The sequence below is a fragment of the Micrococcus sp. iso_239 genome (genome assembly GCF_056173395.1).
Genome location: NZ_CM149672.1, coordinates 2059047 through 2079581 on the forward strand (window position 1 = coordinate 2059047; position 20535 = coordinate 2079581).

The 20535-nt window shown below is 74.6% G+C and carries 16 protein-coding genes, 1 tRNA gene and 2 pseudogenes; 7 read left to right on the forward strand and 12 right to left on the reverse strand.

Annotated elements, in window-relative coordinates; translation table 11 throughout:
• Window positions 1–21: 21 nt before the first annotated feature.
• Window positions 22–2316: an MMPL family transporter gene (locus AC0VX2_RS09595; protein WP_036317226.1), complete on the reverse strand. Its 2295-nt coding sequence runs from the start codon at window positions 2314–2316 to the stop codon at window positions 22–24.
• 63 nt (window positions 2317–2379) lie between these two features.
• Here AC0VX2_RS09595 and AC0VX2_RS09600 point away from each other — a divergent pair, with 63 nt between their 5' ends.
• From AC0VX2_RS09600 to AC0VX2_RS09620, 5 genes are all read left to right on the forward strand, one after another.
• On the forward strand, window positions 2380–2856 hold the full coding sequence (locus AC0VX2_RS09600; protein WP_036317223.1) for a MarR family winged helix-turn-helix transcriptional regulator: 477 nt from the start codon (window positions 2380–2382) through the stop codon (window positions 2854–2856).
• Entirely contained in the window at window positions 2853–3365 is a 513-nt protein-coding gene (locus tag AC0VX2_RS09605; RefSeq protein WP_036317220.1) for a nucleoside/nucleotide kinase family protein, read from the forward strand. Before AC0VX2_RS09600 ends, AC0VX2_RS09605 begins: the two co-directional genes overlap by 4 nt.
• Window positions 3366–3526: 161 nt before the next feature.
• Window positions 3527–6838 carry an MMPL family transporter gene (locus AC0VX2_RS09610; RefSeq protein WP_036317217.1) on the forward strand — a complete coding sequence of 1104 codons (3312 nt, stop codon included), beginning with the start codon at window positions 3527–3529 and terminating at the stop codon, window positions 6836–6838.
• A 71-nt stretch (window positions 6839–6909) separates the two neighbouring features.
• The gene (locus AC0VX2_RS09615; protein ID WP_101966067.1) at window positions 6910–7911 is read left to right on the forward strand and encodes an aminotransferase class IV; all 1002 of its coding nucleotides are present in this window, start codon (window positions 6910–6912) and stop codon (window positions 7909–7911) included.
• Window positions 7912–7988: 77 nt separating this feature from the next.
• Window positions 7989–8267, forward strand: coding sequence for a DUF4235 domain-containing protein (locus tag AC0VX2_RS09620; RefSeq protein WP_036317169.1), 279 nt, complete (start codon window positions 7989–7991; stop codon window positions 8265–8267).
• A 75-nt stretch (window positions 8268–8342) separates the two neighbouring features.
• Here AC0VX2_RS09620 and mnhG read toward each other — a convergent pair whose 3' ends face one another.
• From mnhG to AC0VX2_RS09670, 10 genes and pseudogenes are all read right to left on the reverse strand, one after another.
• The gene (gene mnhG / locus AC0VX2_RS09625; protein ID WP_041104525.1) at window positions 8343–8750 is read right to left on the reverse strand and encodes a monovalent cation/H(+) antiporter subunit G; all 408 of its coding nucleotides are present in this window, start codon (window positions 8748–8750) and stop codon (window positions 8343–8345) included.
• A complete protein-coding gene (locus AC0VX2_RS09630) occupies window positions 8747–9085 on the reverse strand; it encodes an MrpF/PhaF family protein (protein ID WP_036383645.1) in 339 nt (112 codons plus the stop codon). Before AC0VX2_RS09630 ends, mnhG begins: the two co-directional genes overlap by 4 nt.
• Window positions 9085–9702, reverse strand: a complete 618-nt coding sequence (locus AC0VX2_RS09635) for a Na+/H+ antiporter subunit E (RefSeq protein ID WP_356972320.1) — start codon at window positions 9700–9702, stop codon at window positions 9085–9087. The genes AC0VX2_RS09630 and AC0VX2_RS09635 overlap by 1 nt, the downstream gene beginning before the upstream one ends.
• Window positions 9689–11320 carry a Na+/H+ antiporter subunit D gene (locus AC0VX2_RS09640; RefSeq protein ID WP_377562216.1) on the reverse strand — a complete coding sequence of 544 codons (1632 nt, stop codon included), beginning with the start codon at window positions 11318–11320 and terminating at the stop codon, window positions 9689–9691. The genes AC0VX2_RS09635 and AC0VX2_RS09640 overlap by 14 nt, the downstream gene beginning before the upstream one ends.
• Window positions 11317–11877, reverse strand: a complete 561-nt coding sequence (locus tag AC0VX2_RS09645) for a sodium:proton antiporter (RefSeq protein WP_070708910.1) — start codon at window positions 11875–11877, stop codon at window positions 11317–11319. The genes AC0VX2_RS09640 and AC0VX2_RS09645 overlap by 4 nt, the downstream gene beginning before the upstream one ends.
• Window positions 11874–14972, reverse strand: coding sequence for a Na+/H+ antiporter subunit A (locus tag AC0VX2_RS09650; RefSeq protein WP_144819991.1), 3099 nt, complete (start codon window positions 14970–14972; stop codon window positions 11874–11876). The genes AC0VX2_RS09645 and AC0VX2_RS09650 overlap by 4 nt, the downstream gene beginning before the upstream one ends.
• Before the next feature lie 40 nt (window positions 14973–15012).
• A protein-coding gene (locus AC0VX2_RS09655; protein WP_136940265.1) for an IS5 family transposase occupies window positions 15013–15907 on the reverse strand; the annotation gives its coding sequence in 2 pieces (ribosomal slippage) (window positions 15013–15549 and window positions 15551–15907; 894 coding nt in all).
• Window positions 15908–15981: 74 nt separating this feature from the next.
• Window positions 15982–17382, reverse strand: a pseudogene (locus AC0VX2_RS09660) (MFS transporter); the annotation flags it as partial.
• Window positions 17301–17882, reverse strand: coding sequence for a dCTP deaminase (gene dcd, locus AC0VX2_RS09665; protein ID WP_036317147.1), 582 nt, complete (start codon window positions 17880–17882; stop codon window positions 17301–17303). The pseudogene AC0VX2_RS09660 and the gene dcd, both read right to left, overlap by 82 nt.
• A 3-nt stretch (window positions 17883–17885) precedes the next feature.
• The gene (locus AC0VX2_RS09670; protein ID WP_206496707.1) at window positions 17886–19415 is read right to left on the reverse strand and encodes a hypothetical protein; all 1530 of its coding nucleotides are present in this window, start codon (window positions 19413–19415) and stop codon (window positions 17886–17888) included.
• Between the two features lie 121 nt (window positions 19416–19536).
• Here AC0VX2_RS09670 and AC0VX2_RS09675 point away from each other — a divergent pair.
• Together AC0VX2_RS09675 and AC0VX2_RS09680 are read left to right on the forward strand one after the other, a co-directional pair.
• Window positions 19537–19725: pseudogene (locus AC0VX2_RS09675) on the forward strand (cation:proton antiporter); the annotation flags it as partial.
• Window positions 19726–19824: 99 nt separating this feature from the next.
• Window positions 19825–19898 (forward strand) — tRNA-Gly (locus AC0VX2_RS09680).
• A 167-nt stretch (window positions 19899–20065) separates the two neighbouring features.
• Here AC0VX2_RS09680 and AC0VX2_RS09685 read toward each other — a convergent pair.
• Window positions 20066–20512 carry a DUF2087 domain-containing protein gene (locus tag AC0VX2_RS09685; protein WP_036317141.1) on the reverse strand — a complete coding sequence of 149 codons (447 nt, stop codon included), beginning with the start codon at window positions 20510–20512 and terminating at the stop codon, window positions 20066–20068.
• Between the last annotated feature and the right edge of the window lie 23 nt (window positions 20513–20535).

Here is a 20535-nt window from a genome sequence, read left to right on the forward strand (position 1 = left end):
GGCCCCTCCCTCCTGCGCGGTTCAGTCGACCTTCGCCGGCCACCACACCTTCGGGCCGATGTCCCGCACGAGCGCCGGGATCAGCAGGGAGCGCACGATCAGCGTATCGAGCAGCACGCCGAACGCGACGATGAACGCCAACTGCACCATGAACATCAGCGGGATCACCGCGAGCGCGGCGAAGGTGGCCGCCAGCACGACGCCGGCCGAGGTGATGACCCCGCCCGTGACGGTGAGGGCGCGCAGCACGCCCGCCCGCGTGCCGTGCCGCGGCGTCTCCTCCCGCGCCCGGGTCATCAGGAAGATCGTGTAGTCGATCCCGAGCGCCACGAGGAAGACGAAGCCGTACAGCGGCACGGTGGGGTCGGCGTCCTCGAAGCCGAACACGTGCCGGAACACGAGGGCCGAGACGCCCAGGGCCGCGCCGAAGCTGACCACGGTGGCCGCCACGAGCAGCACGGGTGCCAGGAGCGAGCGCAGCAGCACCGCGAGGATGACCAGCAGCATCGCGAGGATCAGCGGGATGACGACCCGCAGGTCGCGCTGCGTGGTGACGTTCGTGTCCAGCGCCTGGGCCGCCGGGCCGCCCACGAGGATCTCGCCCGTGGCCGGGAGGTCCGCGAGCCGGTCGCGCAGGCGGGCCACGGTCTGCTGCGCGGCAAGGGACTCGCCCGGGTCCGCCAGGGTGGCCGAGACCAGCACGCGGCCGTCCACCACGCGGGGCTGCGGCTCCGGCGCGGACGCGGCGCCCGCCCCGCCCTCCGCGTCGGTCACGCCCGGGGGTGGGCCCGCGGCGGCCTCGGGGGCGTCCGTGGTGACCTCGGCCTCGGCCACGCCGGGGTCCTCCGCGACGGCGGCGAGCACCGCCTCCGCGTCCCCGGCCGGGGCGAGGATCTGGGCGGGGGCGCCCGCGCCGGCGTCGAAGTGCTCGCTCAGCAGGGCCTGGGCCTGCCGGGCGTCGGAGTCGCCGAGCAGCACGTCCTCCTGGGCGACGCCGTCCGCGCGCAGCTGCAGCAGACCGCCGCAGAGGGCGAGGAGCACGACCGTCGTGGCGACCCAGACGAGACGGGGCCGGCGCGCGACGACGGCGCCCACCCGCGTCCACACCCCGTGGTCCTCCTCGAGGCCGGCGACGGGTCGGCCCGCGCCGTCGAGCGGCGGGGTGAAGGCCCGGCCCCGGGCGGCTCTGCGCTGCGCGCGACGGCGAGCGCGCTCGGGGGACGGGATCGTGGGCCAGAAGGCGGCACGCCCGGTCAGCCGCAGCAGCGCCGGCAGCAGGGTCAGGGCGGCGAGCCACGCGAACGCCACACCCGTGGCGGCCACGGGGCCGAGGGAGCGCGTCGAGTTGAGGTCCGAGGCCATCAGGATCAGCAGGGCGAGGGCCACGGTCGAGGCGGACGCGGTGATCGCGCCGAAGGACCCGCGCACGGCGGCCCGCAGCGCCTCCCCGACGTCCGCCCGGACCAGCAGCTCCTCGCGGTGCCGGGCCACGAGCAGGAGGCAGTAGTCGGTGGCCGCGCCGATCACGAGGATCGAGAGGATGCCCTGGGCCTGGCCGTTGAGCTGGATCCAGCCCGCCAGTGCCATCCCGTAGACGGCCACGATCGCGCCGCAGAGCGCGGCCACGGCCGTCAGGAGCACGAGGACCGGCAGCAGGACGGAGCGGTAGACCGCCACGAGGATCACGAACACCACCGCGAGCGCCACGAGCAGCAGCAGCCCGTCGATGCCCGCGAACGCGCCGCCCAGCTCCGCGACCAGGCCCGCCGGACCGCCCACGTGCCACTCGGTGTCCGCGGCCACGGTGCCGGCGAGGGCGGGGTCGGCGGCCGCCGGGTCCGCCACGACCTCCCGCAGGTCGGCCACCACGTCGGCCACGGGCCGCTCGGCCCCGGCCGAGGAGTCGACGAAGGCCAGGAACTGCACCGCCGCGCCGTCGTCGGAGGGGATCGGGCCGGCGACGTCGGTCACGCCCGGCACCTCGCCCAACCGGCCCGCGAGGTCCGCGAGCGCGGGGAAGGCGGCCGCGGGGTCCGCGGTGCTCGCCGGGCCCACGACGACGGCGGGCACGGCCTCGCCGTCCTGGAACGCCGCCGCCTCCTGTCCCGCGCGGGTGGACTCGGCCGACGCCGGCAGGAAGGTGGCCTGGTCGTTCGAGGAGACGTCGCCGATCCTGCCGAACACGGGGCCGCCCAGGCCGAGCACGGCGAACCAGACCACGGCCAGCGCCGCGGCCAGGCCCAGCCGCAGCCCCCGAGGGGGACGCCCCGTGGCGGCGGGGGTGCGGAAGGCGGAGAGGTCGGGCGGGGTGGGCATGCCCCGAGCGTAGGGGATGGTTCGATGATCAAACAACCATGGGGGCTGGCTAGACTCCCGGCCATGACCACGCAGCCCCCCTCCGCCCCCGCGGAGCACCTCGCCGTGGTCCACGCCCTGCGCGTCTTCAGCGAGAGCGCGGAGCACGCCGTCGACGAGGCCGGCCGCGGCGTCGGCCTGCACCGCACGGACCTCAGAGCCCTCGCGTACCTGATGGCCCGCGCGGCGGCCGGTGAGCCCGTCACGGCCTCGGACCTCGGCGCCCACCTGCACCTCACCCGGGCCTCGGCCACCGCCCTCGTGGACCGCCTGGCCGCCGCGGGCCACGTCCGCCGCCACCGGGACGAGGGCGACCGGCGGCGCGTGCTGGTGGAGCACACGGACACGGCCCGCCGCGACGGACAGCGCGCGTTCGAACCGATGTCCCAGCGGCTGAGCGCCGCCCTCGAGGGGTTCTCCGCCGCGGAGCTGCGGGCCGCGGTGCGGGTGCTCGAGGCGGCCACCGCCGCACTGACGGACCCCGCCCCGGAGGACCCGTGACCCGACCGGCGCTCATCGGCCTGGACGGCCGCTCGGGGTCGGGCAAGACCGTCCTCGCCGCCGCGCTCGCGGCCCGGATCGCGCCGTTCGCGCGCGTCGAGGTGATCGAGATCGAGTCCATGTACCGGGGCTGGGACGGGCTGGCCGCCGCGGTGGACGACGACGGCCCCTACCCGGGCGTCGTGCGCGCGCTGCGGGAGCGGGGCACGGCGACCTGGACCACGTGGGACTGGCACCGCGCCGCCCCCGGCCCGCCGCGGCGGACCGCGCCGGCCGACGTCGTGGTGTGCGAGGGCGTGGGTGCGCTCAGCACCGCCGCCCGACCGCTGCTCGACCTGGCGGTGTGGCTCGAGCTCGAGACCCCCGCGCGACGCACGCGGGCGCTGGCCCGGGACGGTGAGACCTTCGCCCCGCACTGGGACCGCTGGGCCGCACAGGAGGAGGACTACCTGGCCCGGCACGCCCCGCGCGCCGCGGCGGACCTGATCCTGCGTCTGCCCTCCGCCTGACGGCGGCGGTGCCCGGGGCCGGGGGCGTCGGGGTCTGCGTGCGGGCCGGTCGGGCGCCCGCGCTGGGACCGGAGCGGTTCGCTCCGCTTAGGTGTAGCATCGGAGGCGGCGCGCCGCGTCCGGCCGCGTCCCACCCCAGCGCACGGAGACCTCCCCTTCCCATGGCAACACTGCTCTACCGTCTCGGCCTCGGCGCCGCCCGCCGCCCCCTCCTCGTGATCCTCGCCTGGGTGCTCGCCCTGGCCCTCGCCGTCGGCGGGTTCCTCGCCTTCGGCGGCACGCTCTCCTCCACCGTCACCATCCCCGGCACGCCCACCGCCCAGGTCACGGACCGCCTCAAGGAGGAGTTCCCCGAGGCCTCCCGCGGCAGGGGCCAGGTCGTGTTCACCACCGAGGACGGCTCCCCCCTGACCGACGCCCAGCGCGAGCAGATCACCGCCCTGTTGGACGACGTCGCCGAGCAGCCGGCCGTGGAGGGCGTCGTGAACCCGTTCGAGGCCCAGGCCCAGCAGGACGACGCCCGCACCCGGCTGGACGAGGGCCGCACCGAGCTGGCCGACGGCGAGCAGCGCCTCGCGGACGGACGCCAGGAGATCGAGGACGGCCGGGCCGAGCTCGAGCGTCGCACGGCCGAGGCCGACGCGGCCGAGCAGCGCCTGGCCGAGGCCGCCGCCCAGCTGGAGGAGGGGCAGGCGAAGCTCGACGCCGCGCGCGCCGACCTCGAGGAGCGTGGCCTGGACGCCCTGCCGGCCGAGGCCCTGGCCCCGCTCCGGGAGGCCGAGCAGCAGGTGGCCGAAGGCCAGGAGCAGCTCGACGCCGGCCGCGCCGAGCTCGAGGAGCAGGCGGAGCGCCTCGAGGCCGGGCAGGCCAAGCTCGACGCACAGCGTCAGGAGCTCGAGGCCGCGCAGGCCGAGCTCGACGCCCGGTGGGCCGAGCTCGAGGCCGGGCAGGCCGAGCTCGACGCCCGGGCCGAGCAGCTGGCCGCGGGCCGCGCCGAGCTCGAGCAGGCCCGGGACGCCGCACTGGCCGAGGCCGAGGCCGCCGGCATCCCGGCGGAGCAGGTCACCGAGCAGTTCGCCGACCAGGAGGCGCAGCTCGCCGCCGCCGAGGCACAGCTGGCGGCCGGTCAGGACCAGGCCGACGCCGCCCGCGCCCAGCTGGAGGCCGCCCAGGCCGAGGCCGACGCGGGCGCCGAACAGCTCGCGGCCGCCCAGGCCGAGGCCGACGACGGCGCCGCCCGACTCGCCGCCGGCCGGCAGCAGCTGCAGGAGTCCGAGGCCGAGCTCGAGGCCGGCCGCGAGCAGGTGGCCGCGGGACGGCAGCAGGCCCTGGACGCGGCCGAGGCCGAGCTCGACGCGCAGCAGCAGAAGATCGACGAGGGCCGGGCCGAGTACGAGCGCGGCGTCGCCGAGCTCGAGGACGGCCGGGCCCAGCTGGCCGCCGGCGCGGAGCGCCTGGACCAGGCCGAGGCGGACCTCGCCGACGGCCGCGCCGAGCTGGAGGACGGCCGCGTCGAGGCCGAGCGCGGCGAGCGCACCCTGGCCCTCGCGGAGGACTTCCGCACCGTGTCCGAGGACGGCAGCACCGCCGTCGGGATCGTCACCTTCACCACGCCGACCCTGGACGTGACCGCCGAGGACAAGGAGGCGGTCACCGGCGCCCTCACCGGCGCGGACATCGACGGCGTCGCCGTGCATCCCTCCCAGGAGCTCAACGCCACCGTGTCCTCCCTGCTGGGCCCGGGCGAGGTCGTGGGCCTCGTGGTCGCCGCGATCGTGCTGGTGGTCATGCTCGGCACCCTCGTGGGCGCGGGCCTGCCGCTGGTCAATGCGCTGGTGGGCGTGGGCGTGGGCGCCGCCGGGGCGCTCGCGTTCTCCTCCGCCGTGGAGATGATCTCCGTGACCCCGGTGCTCGGGGTGATGCTGGGCCTGGCCGTGGGCATCGACTACGCGCTGTTCATCGTCAACCGACACCGCCATGAGCTGCGTCGCGGCACGAGCCTGCACGAGTCGATCGCCCTGGCCACCGGCACCTCCGGCAACGCCGTGGTGTTTGCCGGCATCACCGTGATCGTCGCCCTCGTGGGCCTGAACGTCACCGGCATCCCGTTCCTGGGCCTGATGGGCACCGTGGGCGCGGTCTGCGTGGCCGTGGCCGTGCTGGTGGCCGTCACCCTGACCCCGGCCCTGCTCTCCCTGGCCGGGATGCGGATCCTCTCGAAGAAGGAGCGGGCCCGCCTCGCCGACGAGGGTCCCGCCTCCGTCGCCGAGGGCTCCGCCGCCGTGCGCCGCGCCGGGCGCCGCTCGACCATGTCCACCCCGGCCGCGATCGCCTCGGCCCTGGCGGCCGTCGCCCTGCTGGTGCTCGTGGCCCTGCCGGTCGGCTCGATGCGCCTGGGCCTGCCGGACGGCGGGTCCGAGCCGGAGGGCTCCGACTCGCAGGTTGCGTACGAGCTCACCGCCGAGAAGTTCGGCGAGGGCTACAACGGCCCGCTCGTGGTGACCGTGGACCTGCCCGCCGGCCTGGACGAGGACGCGGCCGAGGACGCCCGCCTGGCGGTGGGCGAGCAGCTCGCCGGCCTCGAGCACGCGCACGCCGTGGTGCCCGCGGGCTTCAACGAGGACCGCACCGTCACCATGTTCCAGGTGCTGCCCGAGGAGGGCCCGAACGCCGTCTCCACCGAGGAGCTGGTGCGCGAGCTGCGCGCCACCGAGCCGGCCGGCGAGGCCTCCAACCTCGGCGTGGCCGGCATGACCAGCGGGTTCATCGACGTCTCGGAGAAGCTCTCCGACGCCCTGCCCCTCTACCTGGGCGTGGTGGTGGGCCTGTCCCTGCTGATCATGGTGCTGGTGTTCCGCTCGATCCTGGTGCCGCTGATCGCCACCGGCGGGTTCGTGCTCTCCATGTTCGCCGCCATGGGCGGCGTGGTGGCCATCTACCAGTGGGGCTGGCTCGGCTCGGTGTTCGGGGTCCACAACCCCGGCCCCGTGCTCAGCTTCCTGCCGACCATCATGATCGGCGTGCTGTTCGGCCTGGCCATGGACTACCAGCTGTTCATCGCCTCCGGCATGCGCGAGGCCTACGCCCACGGCCTGCCCGCCCGCCAGGCCGTGCTGACCGGCCTGCGCTCGGGCCGGGCCGTCGTGATCGCCGCGGCGATCATCATGATCTCCGTGTTCGGCGGGTTCATCTTCGCCCACGACGCGATGATCCGCCCGATGGGCTTCGGCCTGGCCTTCGGCGTGCTGCTGGACGCGTTCGTGGTGCGCCTGCTCCTGATGCCGGCGCTGATGCACCTGCTCGGCGAGAAGGCGTGGTGGCTGCCGCGCTGGCTCGACCGGATCATGCCGGACGTGGACGTGGAGGGCGCCCAGCTCGAGCGCGGCCACGCCCCCGCCGCCGAGGCCGCGTCCGCCCCGGCTCCCGAGGCCGGCCGCACCCCGGCCGTCGACGGCGGCGCGCACCGCGCCTGAGCGCGCCCGACCGCGCGGGACACCGCCGCCCCCGGCCACTGCGGCCGGGGGCGGCGGACTATCCTGGGCGCATGTCCCCCACCCCGTTCTCCCCCTCCCCCGGCGAGCCCGTCCTCGTGCTGCTCGAGGCCGGCGCGGACGGCGCCCGCCTGCCCCGCGTGGCCGACCCCGCCGTCCCGCACCTGCGCGTGAGCGACCAGGGCGTCACGCGCGGCGACGGCCTGTTCGAGACCGCGCTCGCCGTCGCGGACGAGGCCGGGGTGCTGCGGATGCGCAAGCTCGGCGCCCACCTGGGGCGCCTGGCCTCCTCGGCCGCCGCCCTGCAGCTGCCGGCGCCGAGCGCCGCGGCGTGGGAGGCCGCCGTCGAGCGGGGCCTGCAGGCCTTCGCCGCGGCCAACGACGTGGCCGCCGGGGACCGCCTCTCCGTGCGCCTGACCGTCACCCGCGGGCCCGAGGCCGCGCCCGGCGCCGTGCCCGAGCCCTCCGCCTGGGCGCTGCTCAGCCCCGCCCCCGCCGTCGAGGACGAGGAGCGCCGCACCGGGCTGCGCGTGCTCCTGCTGGACCGCGGCCTGGACTCCCGGGCGCCGGAGCGCTCCCCGTGGCTGCTCACGGGCGCCAAGACCCTCTCCTACGCCGTGAACATGGCCGCCCTGCGCCACGCCCGCGACCACGGCGCCGACGACGTCGTCTTCACCAGCGCGGACGGCTACCTGCTCGAGGGCCCCACCTCCACGGTGCTGATCGTGCGCACCGGGGAGGACGGCGTCCGCCGCCTCCTCACCCCGCTGCGCCAGAAGGGCATCCTCGCCGGCACGTCGCAGGCCGTGATCTTCGCGGCCGCCCACGCGGACGGCTGGGAGCTCGGCTACGGCCCGCTCGTCCCGGCGGACCTCCAGGGTGCCGAGGGCGTCTGGCTCGTCTCCTCGGTGCGCGGCGTCCTGCCGGTGCGCGCCGTCGACGGCGTCGAGATCCCCGTGGACCACGAGCTCACCGGCATGCTGCAGGCCCATCTGGACGCCGACGGCGACCCCGGCCGGCACGTCAGCGGCGACCCGGTGCCCACCGCGGGCTAGGCTGGAGACCGGCCCGTCCGACGTCGTCGGCCGCGACCGCAACCGCACGTGATATCCCCGACCACGGAAGGCGCACCATGAACACGCTCGTCCAGAAAGCCCTGTCCGCCGGCATCACGCTGGTCGGCGGCATCGTCGGCTCCCGCGTGGTCGCGGGCGGCTGGCGGCTCGTCACCGGCCACAGCGCCCCGGACGACGCGGCCGACGAGACGCTGCCCCTCGTCGAGGCCCTGTCCTTCGCGTTCATCTCCGCGGGCGTCGCGGCGCTGCTGAAGGTCGCCGGCCAGCGCGGCGCCGGCGCCGCGATCCGCAAGGTGTCCGAGTCCACCGCGCACCGCGTGGACCACGAGGTCTGAGCCGCCCCGCCACCACGACGACGGCCGCCGTCCGGAGGGATCCGGACGGCGGCCGTCGTGCTGTGCGCGGTGGCGTCAGCGGCGCCCACGCGGCCGGGCGCCGGCGCGGCGGGGCCCGGGGTCCGCCGGGGGCTCGGCCCGACGGCCGACGGCGGCCAGCTCGTCCCGGTGCAGCAGCTCACGGCGGGCGTGCTTGGTGCGGTAGCCCGTGCGGCCCACCAGGTGGGAGGCCACCGGGGCCGTGACCATCTGGGTGATCCACGCCAGGAACAGCACGGGCAGCCACACCCACGACCGCCACACGATCCCCAGCCCGGCGAGCATGAGCAGCAGGCCGAGGACCTGCGGCTTGGCGGCGGCGTGCATGCGGGCCAGCAGGTCCGGGAGCACGAACAGGCCCACGCCGGCCACCAGGGAGAAGAAGGCGCCGCTGACGAGCAGGAACGCGGCCAGCCAGTCCAGGAGCGTGGCGGTGTCGGTCATCGGCCCTCCTCCCCGCCCGGCACGTCCGTGGTGCCGGGCACGCGCGCCTGGTCCTCGAGCGAGTGGTCCGGGCGCCGGTCCTCCGCGAAGCGCGCCACCGTCACCGAGCCGACGAAGCCGACGGTGGCGGCCAGCACCACGAGGACCACGTGGTGGGTGTGGCGGTGCACGGCCATCTCCAGGACGAGCATCCCGGAGAACACCACGAGCAGCACGTCCGTGGCGACCGCCCGGTCCAGCAGCGAGGGGCCGCGCACGATCCGGTAGAGCGCACCGACGGCGCCGACCACGAGCAGCGCCCCGCCGGCCCACGTGGCCAGGTCCATGGGGTCCATCAGGCCTCCTCCTTCGGGGGGCGGGCGGCGGGGGGCGCCGAACTCGGGAAGCGGCGGACCAGCTCGAGGTCCTCACGCGTGCCGACGGCGCGGATGATGCCCGCCTCCACGTCGAGGGCCTTGGCGCGGAAGCCCTCCACGTCCTCGTCCGTGGTCGCGTCGAGCACGTGCAGGTACAGGACGGAGCGGACCCGGTCCACGTCCAGCACGATCGAGCCCGGCACCAGGACCAGGGCGTGGCTGACGAGCGTGATGATGAGGTCGTCGTGGCTGCGCAGCGGGACGCCCACGATCGAGCCGCGGGCGCGGCGGCCACGCAGCAGCACCACCCCGGTCACGTTGACCGAGGCGCGCACGACGTCGACGAGGAACCGCACCGTGAACACGAGGGACCACCAGGGGTTCAGACGGCCGCTGAACGGGATGTCCGGCATCGGGAAGAGCCCGAGGATCAGCAGCGCGAAGGCGAGGCCGGTCAGGGCCACGTGCGGGGCGAAGTCCTGCCACAGGGCGCACCACACGGCCACCATCACGAGGATCAGCGGCCACTGGGCCACGATGCCCCGGACCCGGTCGGGGCGCACCACGTCGCGGCGGGCGGAGTCACTTCCGGGCATCGTGCACCTCCGTCGGGTCGACGCTGAGGGTGGCCGCGGCCCGCTCGGCCGCGGCGTCGTCGAGCACCGCCGCGATGTAGGGCGAGCGGTCGAGCATGTCCGTGGCGGCCTCGTCGGCCAGGGCGAACAGCGGACCGGCGGCCACCGTGAACACCAGCGTCAGGCCCACGAGCGCCGTGGTGGGCAGCACGAGGCCCGGCTCGAGCGGGCGGGGGCGCTCGCCACGGGCGACGGCCCGCTCGTAGGCGGCCACGAGCTGGGCGGGCGGGTGCTCCAGGTCCTCGACGCGGCGCCAGAACGCGCGGGTCCACACGCGCACCACCACGAGCAGGGTCAGCAGGGACACGAGCAGGGACACGCCCACCAGCGTGTAGGCCAGGGGCGTGGCCTGCTCGACGCCGCCGCGCAGCAGGCCGACCTTGCCGAGGAAGCCGGAGAACGGCGGGATGCCGCCGAGGTTGAGCGCGGGCACGAGGAACAGGACGCTCACGAACGGGGAGACCTTCGCCAGGGACCCGAGGCGGTCGATGTTCGCGGTGCCGGCGCGGTTCTCGATCAGACCCGTGACGAGGAAGAGCGTGGTCTGCACGGTGATGTGATGGGCCACGTAGTACACGGTGGCCGCCAGCCCCGCCTCCGTGGCCAGGCCCAGGCCGAAGATCATGTAGCCGATGTGGGAGACGAGGATGAAGGACAGGATGCGCTTGATGTCCGTCTGGGCCAGCGCGCCGAGGATGCCCACCACCATGGTCAGCGCGGCCACCACGAGCAGGAGCGCGTTGACGTGCTCCCCCGGGAAGAGCAGCGTCTCGGTGCGGATCATCGCGTACACGCCCACCTTGGTGAGCAGGCCCGCGAACACCGCGGTCACCGGGGCGGGCGCGGTGGGGTACGAGTCCGGCAGCCAGAAGGACAGCGGGAACACGGCCGCCTTGATGCCGAAGCCCACCAGGAGCAGCACGTGCAGGACCATCTGCACGTCGGTGGGCAGCTCGCCCAGCTTCACGGCCAGGTCCGCCATGTTCACGGTGCCGGTGGCCGCGTAGATCATCGCGATCGCGATCAGGAACACCACCGAGGAGAGCACGGAGACCACCACGTAGGTGATGCCCGCGCGGATGCGCTGGGCGGTGCCCCCCATGGTCAGCAGCACGTAGGAGGACGTCAGGAGGATCTCGAAGCCCACGTAGAGGTTGAACAGGTCGCCGGCGAGGAACGCGTTGGACACGCCCGCCACGAGGATCAGGAACGTGGGGTGGAAGATCGAGACCGGCCCACCCTCGTCCCGGTTGATCAGCCCCTGCGCCGAGGCGTACAGCAACACCGCCAGGGTGATCAGCGCCGACACCACGAGCATGAGGGCCGAGAGCCGATCCACCACGAGGCTGATGCCCAGCGGGGCCGGCCAGCCGCCGAGGTGGACGGCCGCGACCCCGGTGTCCCAGACCGCGGCCAGCAGCAGCGCGTCCAGCACGAGGGTGAGCACGAGCGCGGAGACCGTGACGGTGATCTGCGCGCGGGGGCGGCGCACGAGCATGAAGGTCACGGCCGCGCCCAGCACGGGCAGCATGACGGCCAGCGGGGCCAGGTCGGTCAGGGGGAGGGTGCCGATGCTCACGGGCGCGGCCCCCCGTCGGCGCGGTGGGCACGGACGACGGACGCCGGGCCGGGATGGGCGGGCGGCGTGGGCGAGGCGTGGCGCACGTGGGGTCGGGACTCCGTGGCGTGCTCGTAGTGGGCGTTGGGGTCCGCGGCGTCGTCCAGGAACTCGGAGGACTCCTCCACGAGCTCCGCGTCGTCCTCCGCGTCCCAGGCGGGCATCCGGGCGATCTTGACGTCCTCCGCATCCACCTCGACCTCGTCCTCGCGGATGAGCAGCCACGAGCGGTAGATCATGGCGGTCAGGAACGCGATCACGGCGAAGCCGATCACGATCGCGGTGAGGATCAGCGCCTGCGGCAGGGTGTCCGCGTACTCCCGCGGGTCGCGGCCCGGCACGAACAGGGGGGCCGCACCCGTGCCGCCGGACGAGAGGAACAGCAGCAGGACGGCGGCGTTGTTGATCAGCATGACGCCGATCAGGATGCGGGTCAGGTTGCGCTCGAGCACGAGGTGGATGCCGCCGGCGAACATCACGCCCATCGCGGCGAGCAGGGCCAGGTCGACGGTCGTCACGGGGTGGCCTCCTCGGGCTTCGGCGTGGACGGGGTGGCCATGCGGGGGTGGCGACGGCGGGCCGCGGCGCGCGCCCGCGCGCGGCGGGCCTCCTCGCCTCGGCGGTCCACCTCACCGCCGAGCGAGCGCAGCACGTCCATCACGAGGCCCACGACCACGAAGTACACGCCGATGTCGAACGCGGTGGCCGAGACGAGCTTCAGGGAGTCGCCGAACAGCGGCAGGTCGGTGAACTCGACGACGGCGGACTGCAGCACCTGACCGCCGAAGAACAGCGGCGCCAGGCCGGTGGCCGTGGCGATCGCCAGGCCCAGGCCGAGCATGGCGCCGGCCGGGATGAGCGAGGCCTCCTGCAGCTCGAAGCGGCCGCCGGCCAGGAACCGCAGCGTCAGGGCCAACCCGGCCAGCAGGCCGCCCGCGAAGCCGCCGCCCGGCGTGTTGTGCCCGGCCAGCAGCAGGTACACGGACAGCAGCATCATGATCGGGAACAGGAAGCGGGTGACCACCTCCAGGATGATCGAGCGCCGTTCGGGGGCCATCGTGTGCCCCGCCACGAGCCACTGGCCCTCGCGGTCGTCCACGGCGAAGCTGCGCACGACGGACAGCTCGCGCGCCCCGAGCGAGGAGTCGGCGCCGAAATCGCCGACGGAGCCGGGGGCGACGTCGTCGATGCTGCGGGTGCGCCCGTCCCGGTGCTGCAGGAAGATCAGCGAGGCCACCCCCGTGGCCGCGGCGGCGAGCACCGTGATCTCGCCCCACGTGTCCCACCCGCGCAGGTCCACGAGGGTCACGTTGACCGCGTTCAGCCCGTGGCCGTGGACGTAGGCCTGCTCCGGCATGGCCAGGGAGATGGGCTCGGCGGTGCGGGCGGTCAGGGCGGTGGCGGCGATCCACATCATGGACACGGCGAAGCCGACGGCCACGGTCAGCCGCCCGAGCCGCCGCGACCCGGTGCGGCGGGTGTGCCAGTCCGGAGGCAGCACGCGCAGGCCCAGGACCACGGTGACCAGGATGATCGACTCCACGAGCACCTGGGTGATCGCCAGGTCCGGGGCGCCGCGCAGGGCGAACAGGGCGGCCGAGCCGTAGCCGGTCACGGACACCAGCATGATCGCCATGAACCGGCGACGGGCGCGGACGGCGAACACGGTGGCCACGGCGATCATGAGGACGATGACCAGCTGCGCCGGGCTCTCCGCCCAGAGGAGGTCCCCGTCGAGGAACGCGGTGGCCAGGACGCGGTCCTCCCGCCCGACGGGGAACAGGAGGAAGGCGAGGGGCAGACCGGCCGCCGTCGTGAGGATGATGGCCAGGTAGCGCCGCAGGGAGCCGGTCTGGGTGCGGCCCGTGACCCAGATGGCGGCCTCGTCGAGGGCGCCGGTGATCTTCCGGTACGTGCGCAGGGCGTCGACCGGGAACTCGACGCGGCGCTGGAACGCCTCGAACCGGGGCCGGCCGAGGGCGAGCAGGGCGCCGAGCAGCCACACCGCGGCGGAGACGGCGAGGGCGGGCGTCCAGCCGTGCCAGAGGGCCAGGTGGGCCGGAGACGCGGCCGGGTCCAGGGCCGGGATCGTGGCCGTGTGGGCGGCCAGCAGGCGCTCGAGGGGCCCGGGCAGGACCGCGAGCACCAGACCGGTGAGCGCCAGCAGCGCGGCGGGGGCGAGCTCGAGGAAGGTCACGCGCGTGTGGAATCGGGTGGCGGGCACGGCGGCGCCGTCGGGGGTGCGCTTGGTGGCGAAGGCGCCCCAGAGGAAGCGCCACGTGTAGGCCACGGTGAGCACGGACCCCGCGGCCATCAGCACGAGGGGCGCCCACGCCAGCAGGCCGCCGTGGCCCGCGCCGTGGTCTGTCAGGCTCTGCAGGACCGCCTCCTTGGCCACGAACCCGAACAGCGGGGGCAGGCCGGCCATGGAGGCGGCGGCCAGGACGGCGACGGCGGCGAGCACGGGATGGCGGCGGCCGATGCCGGAGAGCTCGCGCAGGTCGCGGGTGCCGGCCTCGTGGTCGATGATGCCGACCACCATGAACAGCGGGGCCTTGAACAGGGCGTGCGCCAGAAGCATCGCGAGGCCGGCCAGCGCCGCGTCGCGGACGCCCAGCCCGTTGGCCACCATGAGGAAGCCGAGCTGGGAGACCGTGCCGTAGGCGAGCACGAGCTTGACGTCGGTCTGCCGCAGGGCCCGCCAGCCGCCGAGCAGCAGGGTCCACAGACCCACGCCGATCACGAGGACCTGCCACATGGCGAGGCCGTGGAACTCCGGGGCCAGACGGGCCACGAGGAAGACACCGGCCTTCACCATCGCGGCCGCGTGCAGGTAGGCCGAGACCGGGGTCGGGGCGGCCATCGCGCCCGGCAGCCAGAAGTGGAACGGCGCCTGGGCGGACTTGGTCAGCGCACCGATCAGCACGAGGCCGACGGCGACCTCGAGCAGGACGCGCCCGCCGTCGTCCGCGAGGAGACCGGGGGCCGCGGCCAGCACGCCGGAGATCCGCCAGGAGCCGGCCATGTGGGCCAGCATGATCAGGCCCGCCAGCATGGCCAGGCCGCCGACCGTGGTGACGATCAGCGCGGTGATGGCCGAGCGGCGCGCGAAGATGCGGTGGCCGGAGTAGCCGATCAGCAGGAAGGACAGGACGGAGGTGACCTCCCAGAAGGTGTAGAGCACCATGAGGTCGTCCGTGGTGACGAGGCCGAACATCGCGCCGGCGAAGGCCAGCAGCTGGCCGCCGAACACGGCGTCCTTCGCCTCGTGCTCCCGGAAGTAGCGGGCACAGTACGCCAGCACCAGCGCACCGACGCCGAGCACGATCAGGGACATGAACGCGGAGAGCGCGTCCATGCGGAACGCGAGCGTGATGTCCAGGGACGGCACCCAGGGCAGGGACCGGTCCAGGTGCGCCGCCGAGGCCGGGACCGGCCGGCCGGCGTCGAGCGCCTCCTGCAGCGCGAACACGTGCGGCAGCTGGGTGAGCAGCCAGACGAAACCCGCCGCGGGAGCGGCGGCGAGCAGATAGAACCCCTGACGTCCCGTCCACCGGAAGATCACCGGGGCGGCGAGCGCGACGACGAAGAGCGCGGTCAGGGTGACGAGCATGCGGTCCCTTCGTCAGACACGGGCGAGGGTCCGGTCCAGCCTAGGGCATGTCTGACAATCGTTTTGACCATGCGAGCACAGCATTCAGGACCACAGCGGCCCTGTAGATGATCGCGTACTTGTCATACCGGGTCGCCAGACCCCGCCACTGCTTCAGGTGAGCGTACTGACGCTCGATGACGTTGCGGCCCTTGTAGGCGTCCGCGTCGAGGCTGACGGGGCGCCCGCCGCGGGCACCGCGCCGTCTGCGGTGGCCCTGCTGGTCGGCCGGTTCGGGGATGACCGCTTTGATCCCACGGGCACGTAGGTGAGTGCGGATCGCCCGGGAGGAGTACGCCTTATCGCCCAGCACCGCCGCAGGGCGGGTCCGGGGCCGCCCTACTGGCCGGGTCACGCGCAGCTGCTCCAGAAGAGGAAGCAGCATCGGGGAGTCCCCTGCCTGGCCGGGGGTGATCAGGCTGACCAGCGGCAGCCCGGTCCCGTCCACGAGCTGATGGATCTTCGTGCTCAGCCCGCCACGGGAGCGCCCGATGCCGTGATCGGCCGGCTCCTCACGCGGATTCTTGTAGTTCGACCCATCCCCCTGTGAGGCGGGTGATGTTCGTCGCGTGCTGATGCGCGCGGGCGATCGTGGAGTCCACCGAGACCGACCAATCGATCAGGCCTTCGGCGTCAGCGGCGGCGGTCAGCGTGGCCAGCACCGTGTCCCATGTGCCTTCTTCGGCCAAGCGCCGATGCCAGGTCCACACGGTCTGCCAGGGCCCGTAGACCTCGGGCAGATCCCTCCAAGCGATTCCGCACCTGTATCGGTAGATGATCGCCTCCACCATGGTGCGGGCGTCGGCGAACGGCCTGCCGGCGCGGCCGGTCCGGGTCGGGAGCATCGGGGCGATCAACTCCCATTGGGCGTCGGAGAGCATCTGGAACCGGGACATGTCCCCAGGGTCTCAGCTGACTCGTGCATCTATTCTCAGACACGCCCTAGCGGAGGGACGCCCTCGGTCCGGGGTCAGCGGACCGATTCCGCGCTCCGCGTGATCGGTTCCGTGACCCGGGCGAACAGCAGCCCACCGGCCACGAGCACGACGGCGATCACGGGGATGACCACCCGGTTGTCCGGGTGCAGGGCGAGCGCGAGCGTCACGAGCGCGGGCGTGATGAACCCGACCGCGCGGCCCGTGGTGGCATACAGCCCGAACACCTCGCCCGCCGTCCGCGGCGTGGTGAGCCGGCCCAGGAACGCGCGCGAGGCCGACTGCACCGGGCCCACGAACAGGCACAGCGCCAGCCCGCCGACCCAGAACGCGAGGGTGCCCGAGGCGAAGAACAGCGCCCCGGCCACGAGGACCATGGCGGCCAGCGAACCGAGGATCACCCGGCGCGGGCCGACTGCGTCGTCGAGCTGCCCGCCCACGAAGGCGCCCAGGGCGGCCACCACGTTGGCCGCGATCGCGAACAGGACCACGTCCGAGGCCGCCAGCCCGTAGACCGTGGTGCCCAGGATGGCGCCGTAGACGAACACCGCGCCCACGCCGTCGCGGAACACCGCCGAGGCCACGAGGAACCACAGCGTGTTCCGGTCCTCGCGCCACATCCGCGCCAGCGTGGACCCCAGCGCACGGTACGAGGCCGCCAGGGACTCCCGCCGCGGGCCGCCGCCGGGGGACGGCGCGGGCGCCGGGTCCGGCACGGCCACCAGCACCGGGATCGCGAACACCAGGAACCACGCCGCGGCCACGAGCGCGACCACCCGGATGTTCAGCGCCGCGTCCTCCGTGACGCCGAACCAGTGCGCGTCCCCCGAGACGAAGCCCACGAACACGATCAGCAGCAGCAGGATGCCACCGAGATAGCCCGCGCCCCAGCCGATGCCCGAGATCCGGCCGATCGTGGCCGGCGTCGAGATGTGCACGAGGATCGCGTTGACCTGCACCTCCGCGAACTCGAAGAACACCGTGCCCAGGGCGATCAGGGTGACGCCCAGCAGCAGCGAGGACTCCTCCGGGGTGACCCAGAAGCAGGCCGCGGTGCACGCGATCACCGCCGCCGTCATCACCCCCAGCCAGAGGCGGCGCCGGCCCGCGCCGTCCGCGCGCCGGCCCATCACGGGCGCGGTCAGGGCGATCACGACGCCGGCGATCGCCAGGGCCGTGGACAGCCACGCCGTGCCCCGCTCGTCCGGCCCGAACGCGTCCGAGGCCAGGTAGGTGCCGAACACGAAGGTGACCATGACCGCGTTGAACGCGGCCGAGCCCCAGTCCCACAGCGCCCACGCGGCCACCTGGCGACGCGGGGCGGCGGAGGCGACCGGCGGGAGCGCGGCGCCGGTCATCGCTCGATGCGGGTGAGGTGGAAGTCGCGGTGCGCCCGGGAGGCCGTGGGCCCGCGCTGACCCTGGTACCGGTTCTGGTTGGCCCCGGTGCCGTACGGCGACTGGGCCGCCGAGGAGAGCCGGAAGAAGCACAGCTGGCCGATCTTCATCCCCGGCCACAGCGTGATGGGCAGCGTGGCCACGTTGGACAGCTCGAGCGTGACGTGCCCGGAGAACCCGGGGTCGATGAACCCGGCGGTCGAGTGCGTCAGCAGGCCCAGCCGCCCCAGCGAGGACTTGCCCTCGAGGCGGGCGGCGAGGTCGTCCGGCAGCGTGACCTGCTCATAGGTGGAGCCGAGCACGAACTCCCCCGGATGCAGGATGAACGCCTCGTCCGGGTCCACCTCCACCAGCCGGGTCAGCTCGTCCTGCTCCTGACGCGGGTCGATGTGCGCGTACCGGTGGTTGTCGAAGAGCCGGAAGAACCGGTCCAGGCGCACGTCCACGGACGCGGGCTGGACCATCGCCGGGTCGAGGGGGTCCAGGCCCACGCGGCCGGAGTCGAGCTCGGCGCGGATGTCGCGGTCGGAGAGCAGCACGGCTCAGTCCATTCGCACGACGACGGCCAGCGGGGTGCGCTCGCGGCCCTGGCCCAGCGGGTTGTCCGCGAAGGCGGCCTCGAGGGCGGCGGCCGACGCGGCCGTGTCCTTGCCGAGGGCGTTGCGGCCGATGTCGTTGGCGTCCATCACGACGGTGCCGGCGAAGGAGGCCTTCGCCCAGGCCGGGATGTCCGCCGCCCGGATCATCGCCGAGACCTCGGCGGCCACCCGGTCCGGCTCGGCCGGGGGCAGCTTGGCGGAGACGTTGGCCGGGAACGTGGAGTAGGTGGTGGGTCCGTCGATCGCGCGGACGTTGCCGCCCACCACGTTGTAGAACACACCGCGCTTGCCGGCGACCTTGCCGGCGGCGCCGGCGGCCGCGGAGAGCACGATGCGCGGCAGGCCGGCCTCCTGGATGGCCAGCTGCATGGTGGTGGGGTCGCCCAGGCCGATGCCCGCGGGCGTGCGGGTGACCAGGCGGGAGAGGGCGCGGGCGGCCACGGAGGGGCGGACCTCCCAGGTGTAGTAGGAGCGGCCCTGGGTGATGGCCACGATCTTCTCGGACACGGAGAAGTGCCACGGGGCGTCCTGCGGCATCGCGTCCGCGGGCAGGTCGCGGAAGAAGTCCTCAATCTCGCCGCGCAGGTAGGCCTGCAGGTCCGTGTCCCGGTCCACCAGGCCGGTCTGCACAGGGAAGCGGCGGTAGCGGCGGCCGTCCTCGGCGGAGACCAGGTCGAGCTCCTTGCCCGGGTTCGGCTCGTGGTCCGGTTTGGCCGGTGCCGGGGCGGTGGGGGCCTCGTCGACCGCGGTGGCGGGGCCGGCCGGGGCGGCGTCCGCGTCCACCGCGTCGCGCAGCCAGAGCTCGAGGTTGAGCAGGCGCCAGAAGCGCTCGGGGTCGTGCCGGCGCGGGTGGGCGAGGAAGTCCTCGAAGAGCGCGCGGACGGTGGGCGCGTCGGCGTACGGGCGGGCGGCGAACGAGTCGGAGGCGAACACCTCGCGGACCGGCTCGCGCAGGGCGAGCAGCAGGCCGGCCGCGGCGTCGTCGTCCGCGTGGCGGGCCGGCGGGAGGACGGCGTCCACCAGGCCGGCGAGCCGCCCGCGCGGCACGCCGCGATCGGCGGGGCGCTCGTCCGCGTGGGCGTCGACGAAGGCCGAGTTCAGCAGCGCCTCGACGGGCACGTCGGCGCGCTCGCGGGAGTCGGCCAGGCGGGCGGCGACGTCGCGGCGGGTCGCGGTCAGGGTGCGCGCGGCACCGCGCAGGCCGCGGGACGCGTCGGCGGCCGGAGGCGTCGGGACGGGGCGGCCGCACACGTGCGCGGTCGAGGCCAAGGGGCCGCCGTGGGCGCGGATCGCGGCGCGGACCGACTCGAGGTCGGCGACCGGGGACGGCGTCGCAGCGGGGGCCAGCGGCGCGGGCCGGGGACCGCCGACGAGGAAGGGGCGGTCCGCCTCCCCGAACGCGAGGTAGCGGTACACCGCCGCGTCGTCGGGGCGGGCGGGGACCTGGGCCGCGTCGGCCGTGGTGTCGCGCATGGGACGTCCTTCCGGGACAGGGGCTGCCGGACGCGTCCGGCCGCGGCCGGGCGCGGTTCGGACTCTACCAGCGGCCCCCGGCGCACTTTCGTTCGGGAAACGGCGGCCCCTGGTGCGCTTTCGTTCGGGAAACGGCGTGGCCGGCCGCTGGCGCGCGGGTGCGGCCCTGACCATCCGCGGGGAGTTCTCCATCGTGATCGCCGGGCCGGTGCTCACGCGGTACGCGGACGCGTTCGGTCGTTCGCGCGCCCGGGCGGCGACGCGGCGGGTGCAGGCGCGCGAGGTCGCCGTGGCGGACCCGGTGCACTGACGTACGGGGCCGTGGGGCGCGAGGACGACGCGGGGCCGGTGCACCGGCCGGGCTGGTGTATGGTGGTGCCCGCGCCGCAGGCGGAAGCCGAGCGGTTGCGCGGGCGTAGCTCAATGGTAGAGCGCTTGCTTCCCAAGCAAGATACGCGGGTTCGATTCCCGTCGCCCGCTCCACACCACGACGACGGCCCCGGGCCCCTCACGCGAGGGACCCGGGGCCGTGTCGGCCCACGTCGCCCCGCCACGGCCGCACCGGGAACGCGAGACGTCGGAATGCGGCCACATTCCGGCGTCATGGCGACCGCTGGCGTTCCAGGTCGACGTGCGGGGTCCCGCTCCCCTCAACGGCCCGCGCGGATCTCGCGCAGCCGGCGTTCCAGGTCGACCGGCAGGTCCGCGGCGAAGCGCGGGTCGAGGTCGGGCCCGGCGTCCGCCAGTCGGTAGACGCCGTCGGCGCGGGCGAGGAACCCGTAGTCCACGAGTTCGCGACGCAGCGTGGCCACGTCCTCGTGGGCGGGGCGCAGCAGGTCGTTGACCTCGGCCTCCGCGTAGGCGCGGCCCGCTCTGAAGCGACGCAGCAACTCGAGAAGGACGGCCACCCGCGGCTTGCGACGCGCAGGGATGGAGCGCAGCCGGTCCCCGTCGAAGAAGCGGGCGAGCACGGTCGCGTGGTAGCGCTCGGCGGACTGCCACTCGTCGGCGAGGGCCGCCGCCGCGGCGGTGTACCGCTCACCGGTGACGGCCATGCGGGCGCGGATCAGGGTCTTGAGGTCGGACTGACGGGTCATGGTGCATCCTCGCCGGCGCGCTC

Bases quoted from the DNA above. Each gene is read 5' to 3' on its own strand.
- AC0VX2_RS09610 (WP_036317217.1), top strand. From the start codon at position 3,527: ATGGCAACACTGCTCTACCGTCTCGGCCTCGGCGCCGCCCGCCGCCCC.
- AC0VX2_RS09670 (WP_206496707.1), bottom strand. From the start codon at position 19,415: ATGCGCGACACCACGGCCGACGCGGCCCAGGTCCCCGCCCGCCCCGAC.
- mnhG (WP_041104525.1), bottom strand. From the start codon at position 8,750: ATGACCGACACCGCCACGCTCCTGGACTGGCTGGCCGCGTTCCTGCTC.
- AC0VX2_RS09615 (WP_101966067.1), top strand. From the start codon at position 6,910: ATGTCCCCCACCCCGTTCTCCCCCTCCCCCGGCGAGCCCGTCCTCGTG.
- AC0VX2_RS09630 (WP_036383645.1), bottom strand. From the start codon at position 9,085: ATGGACCCCATGGACCTGGCCACGTGGGCCGGCGGGGCGCTGCTCGTG.
- AC0VX2_RS09595 (WP_036317226.1), bottom strand. From the start codon at position 2,316: ATGCCCACCCCGCCCGACCTCTCCGCCTTCCGCACCCCCGCCGCCACG.
- AC0VX2_RS09620 (WP_036317169.1), top strand. From the start codon at position 7,989: ATGAACACGCTCGTCCAGAAAGCCCTGTCCGCCGGCATCACGCTGGTC.
- AC0VX2_RS09600 (WP_036317223.1), top strand. From the start codon at position 2,380: ATGACCACGCAGCCCCCCTCCGCCCCCGCGGAGCACCTCGCCGTGGTC.
- AC0VX2_RS09650 (WP_144819991.1), bottom strand. From the start codon at position 14,972: ATGCTCGTCACCCTGACCGCGCTCTTCGTCGTCGCGCTCGCCGCCCCG.
- AC0VX2_RS09685 (WP_036317141.1), bottom strand. From the start codon at position 20,512: ATGACCCGTCAGTCCGACCTCAAGACCCTGATCCGCGCCCGCATGGCC.
- AC0VX2_RS09635 (WP_356972320.1), bottom strand. From the start codon at position 9,702: ATGCCCGGAAGTGACTCCGCCCGCCGCGACGTGGTGCGCCCCGACCGG.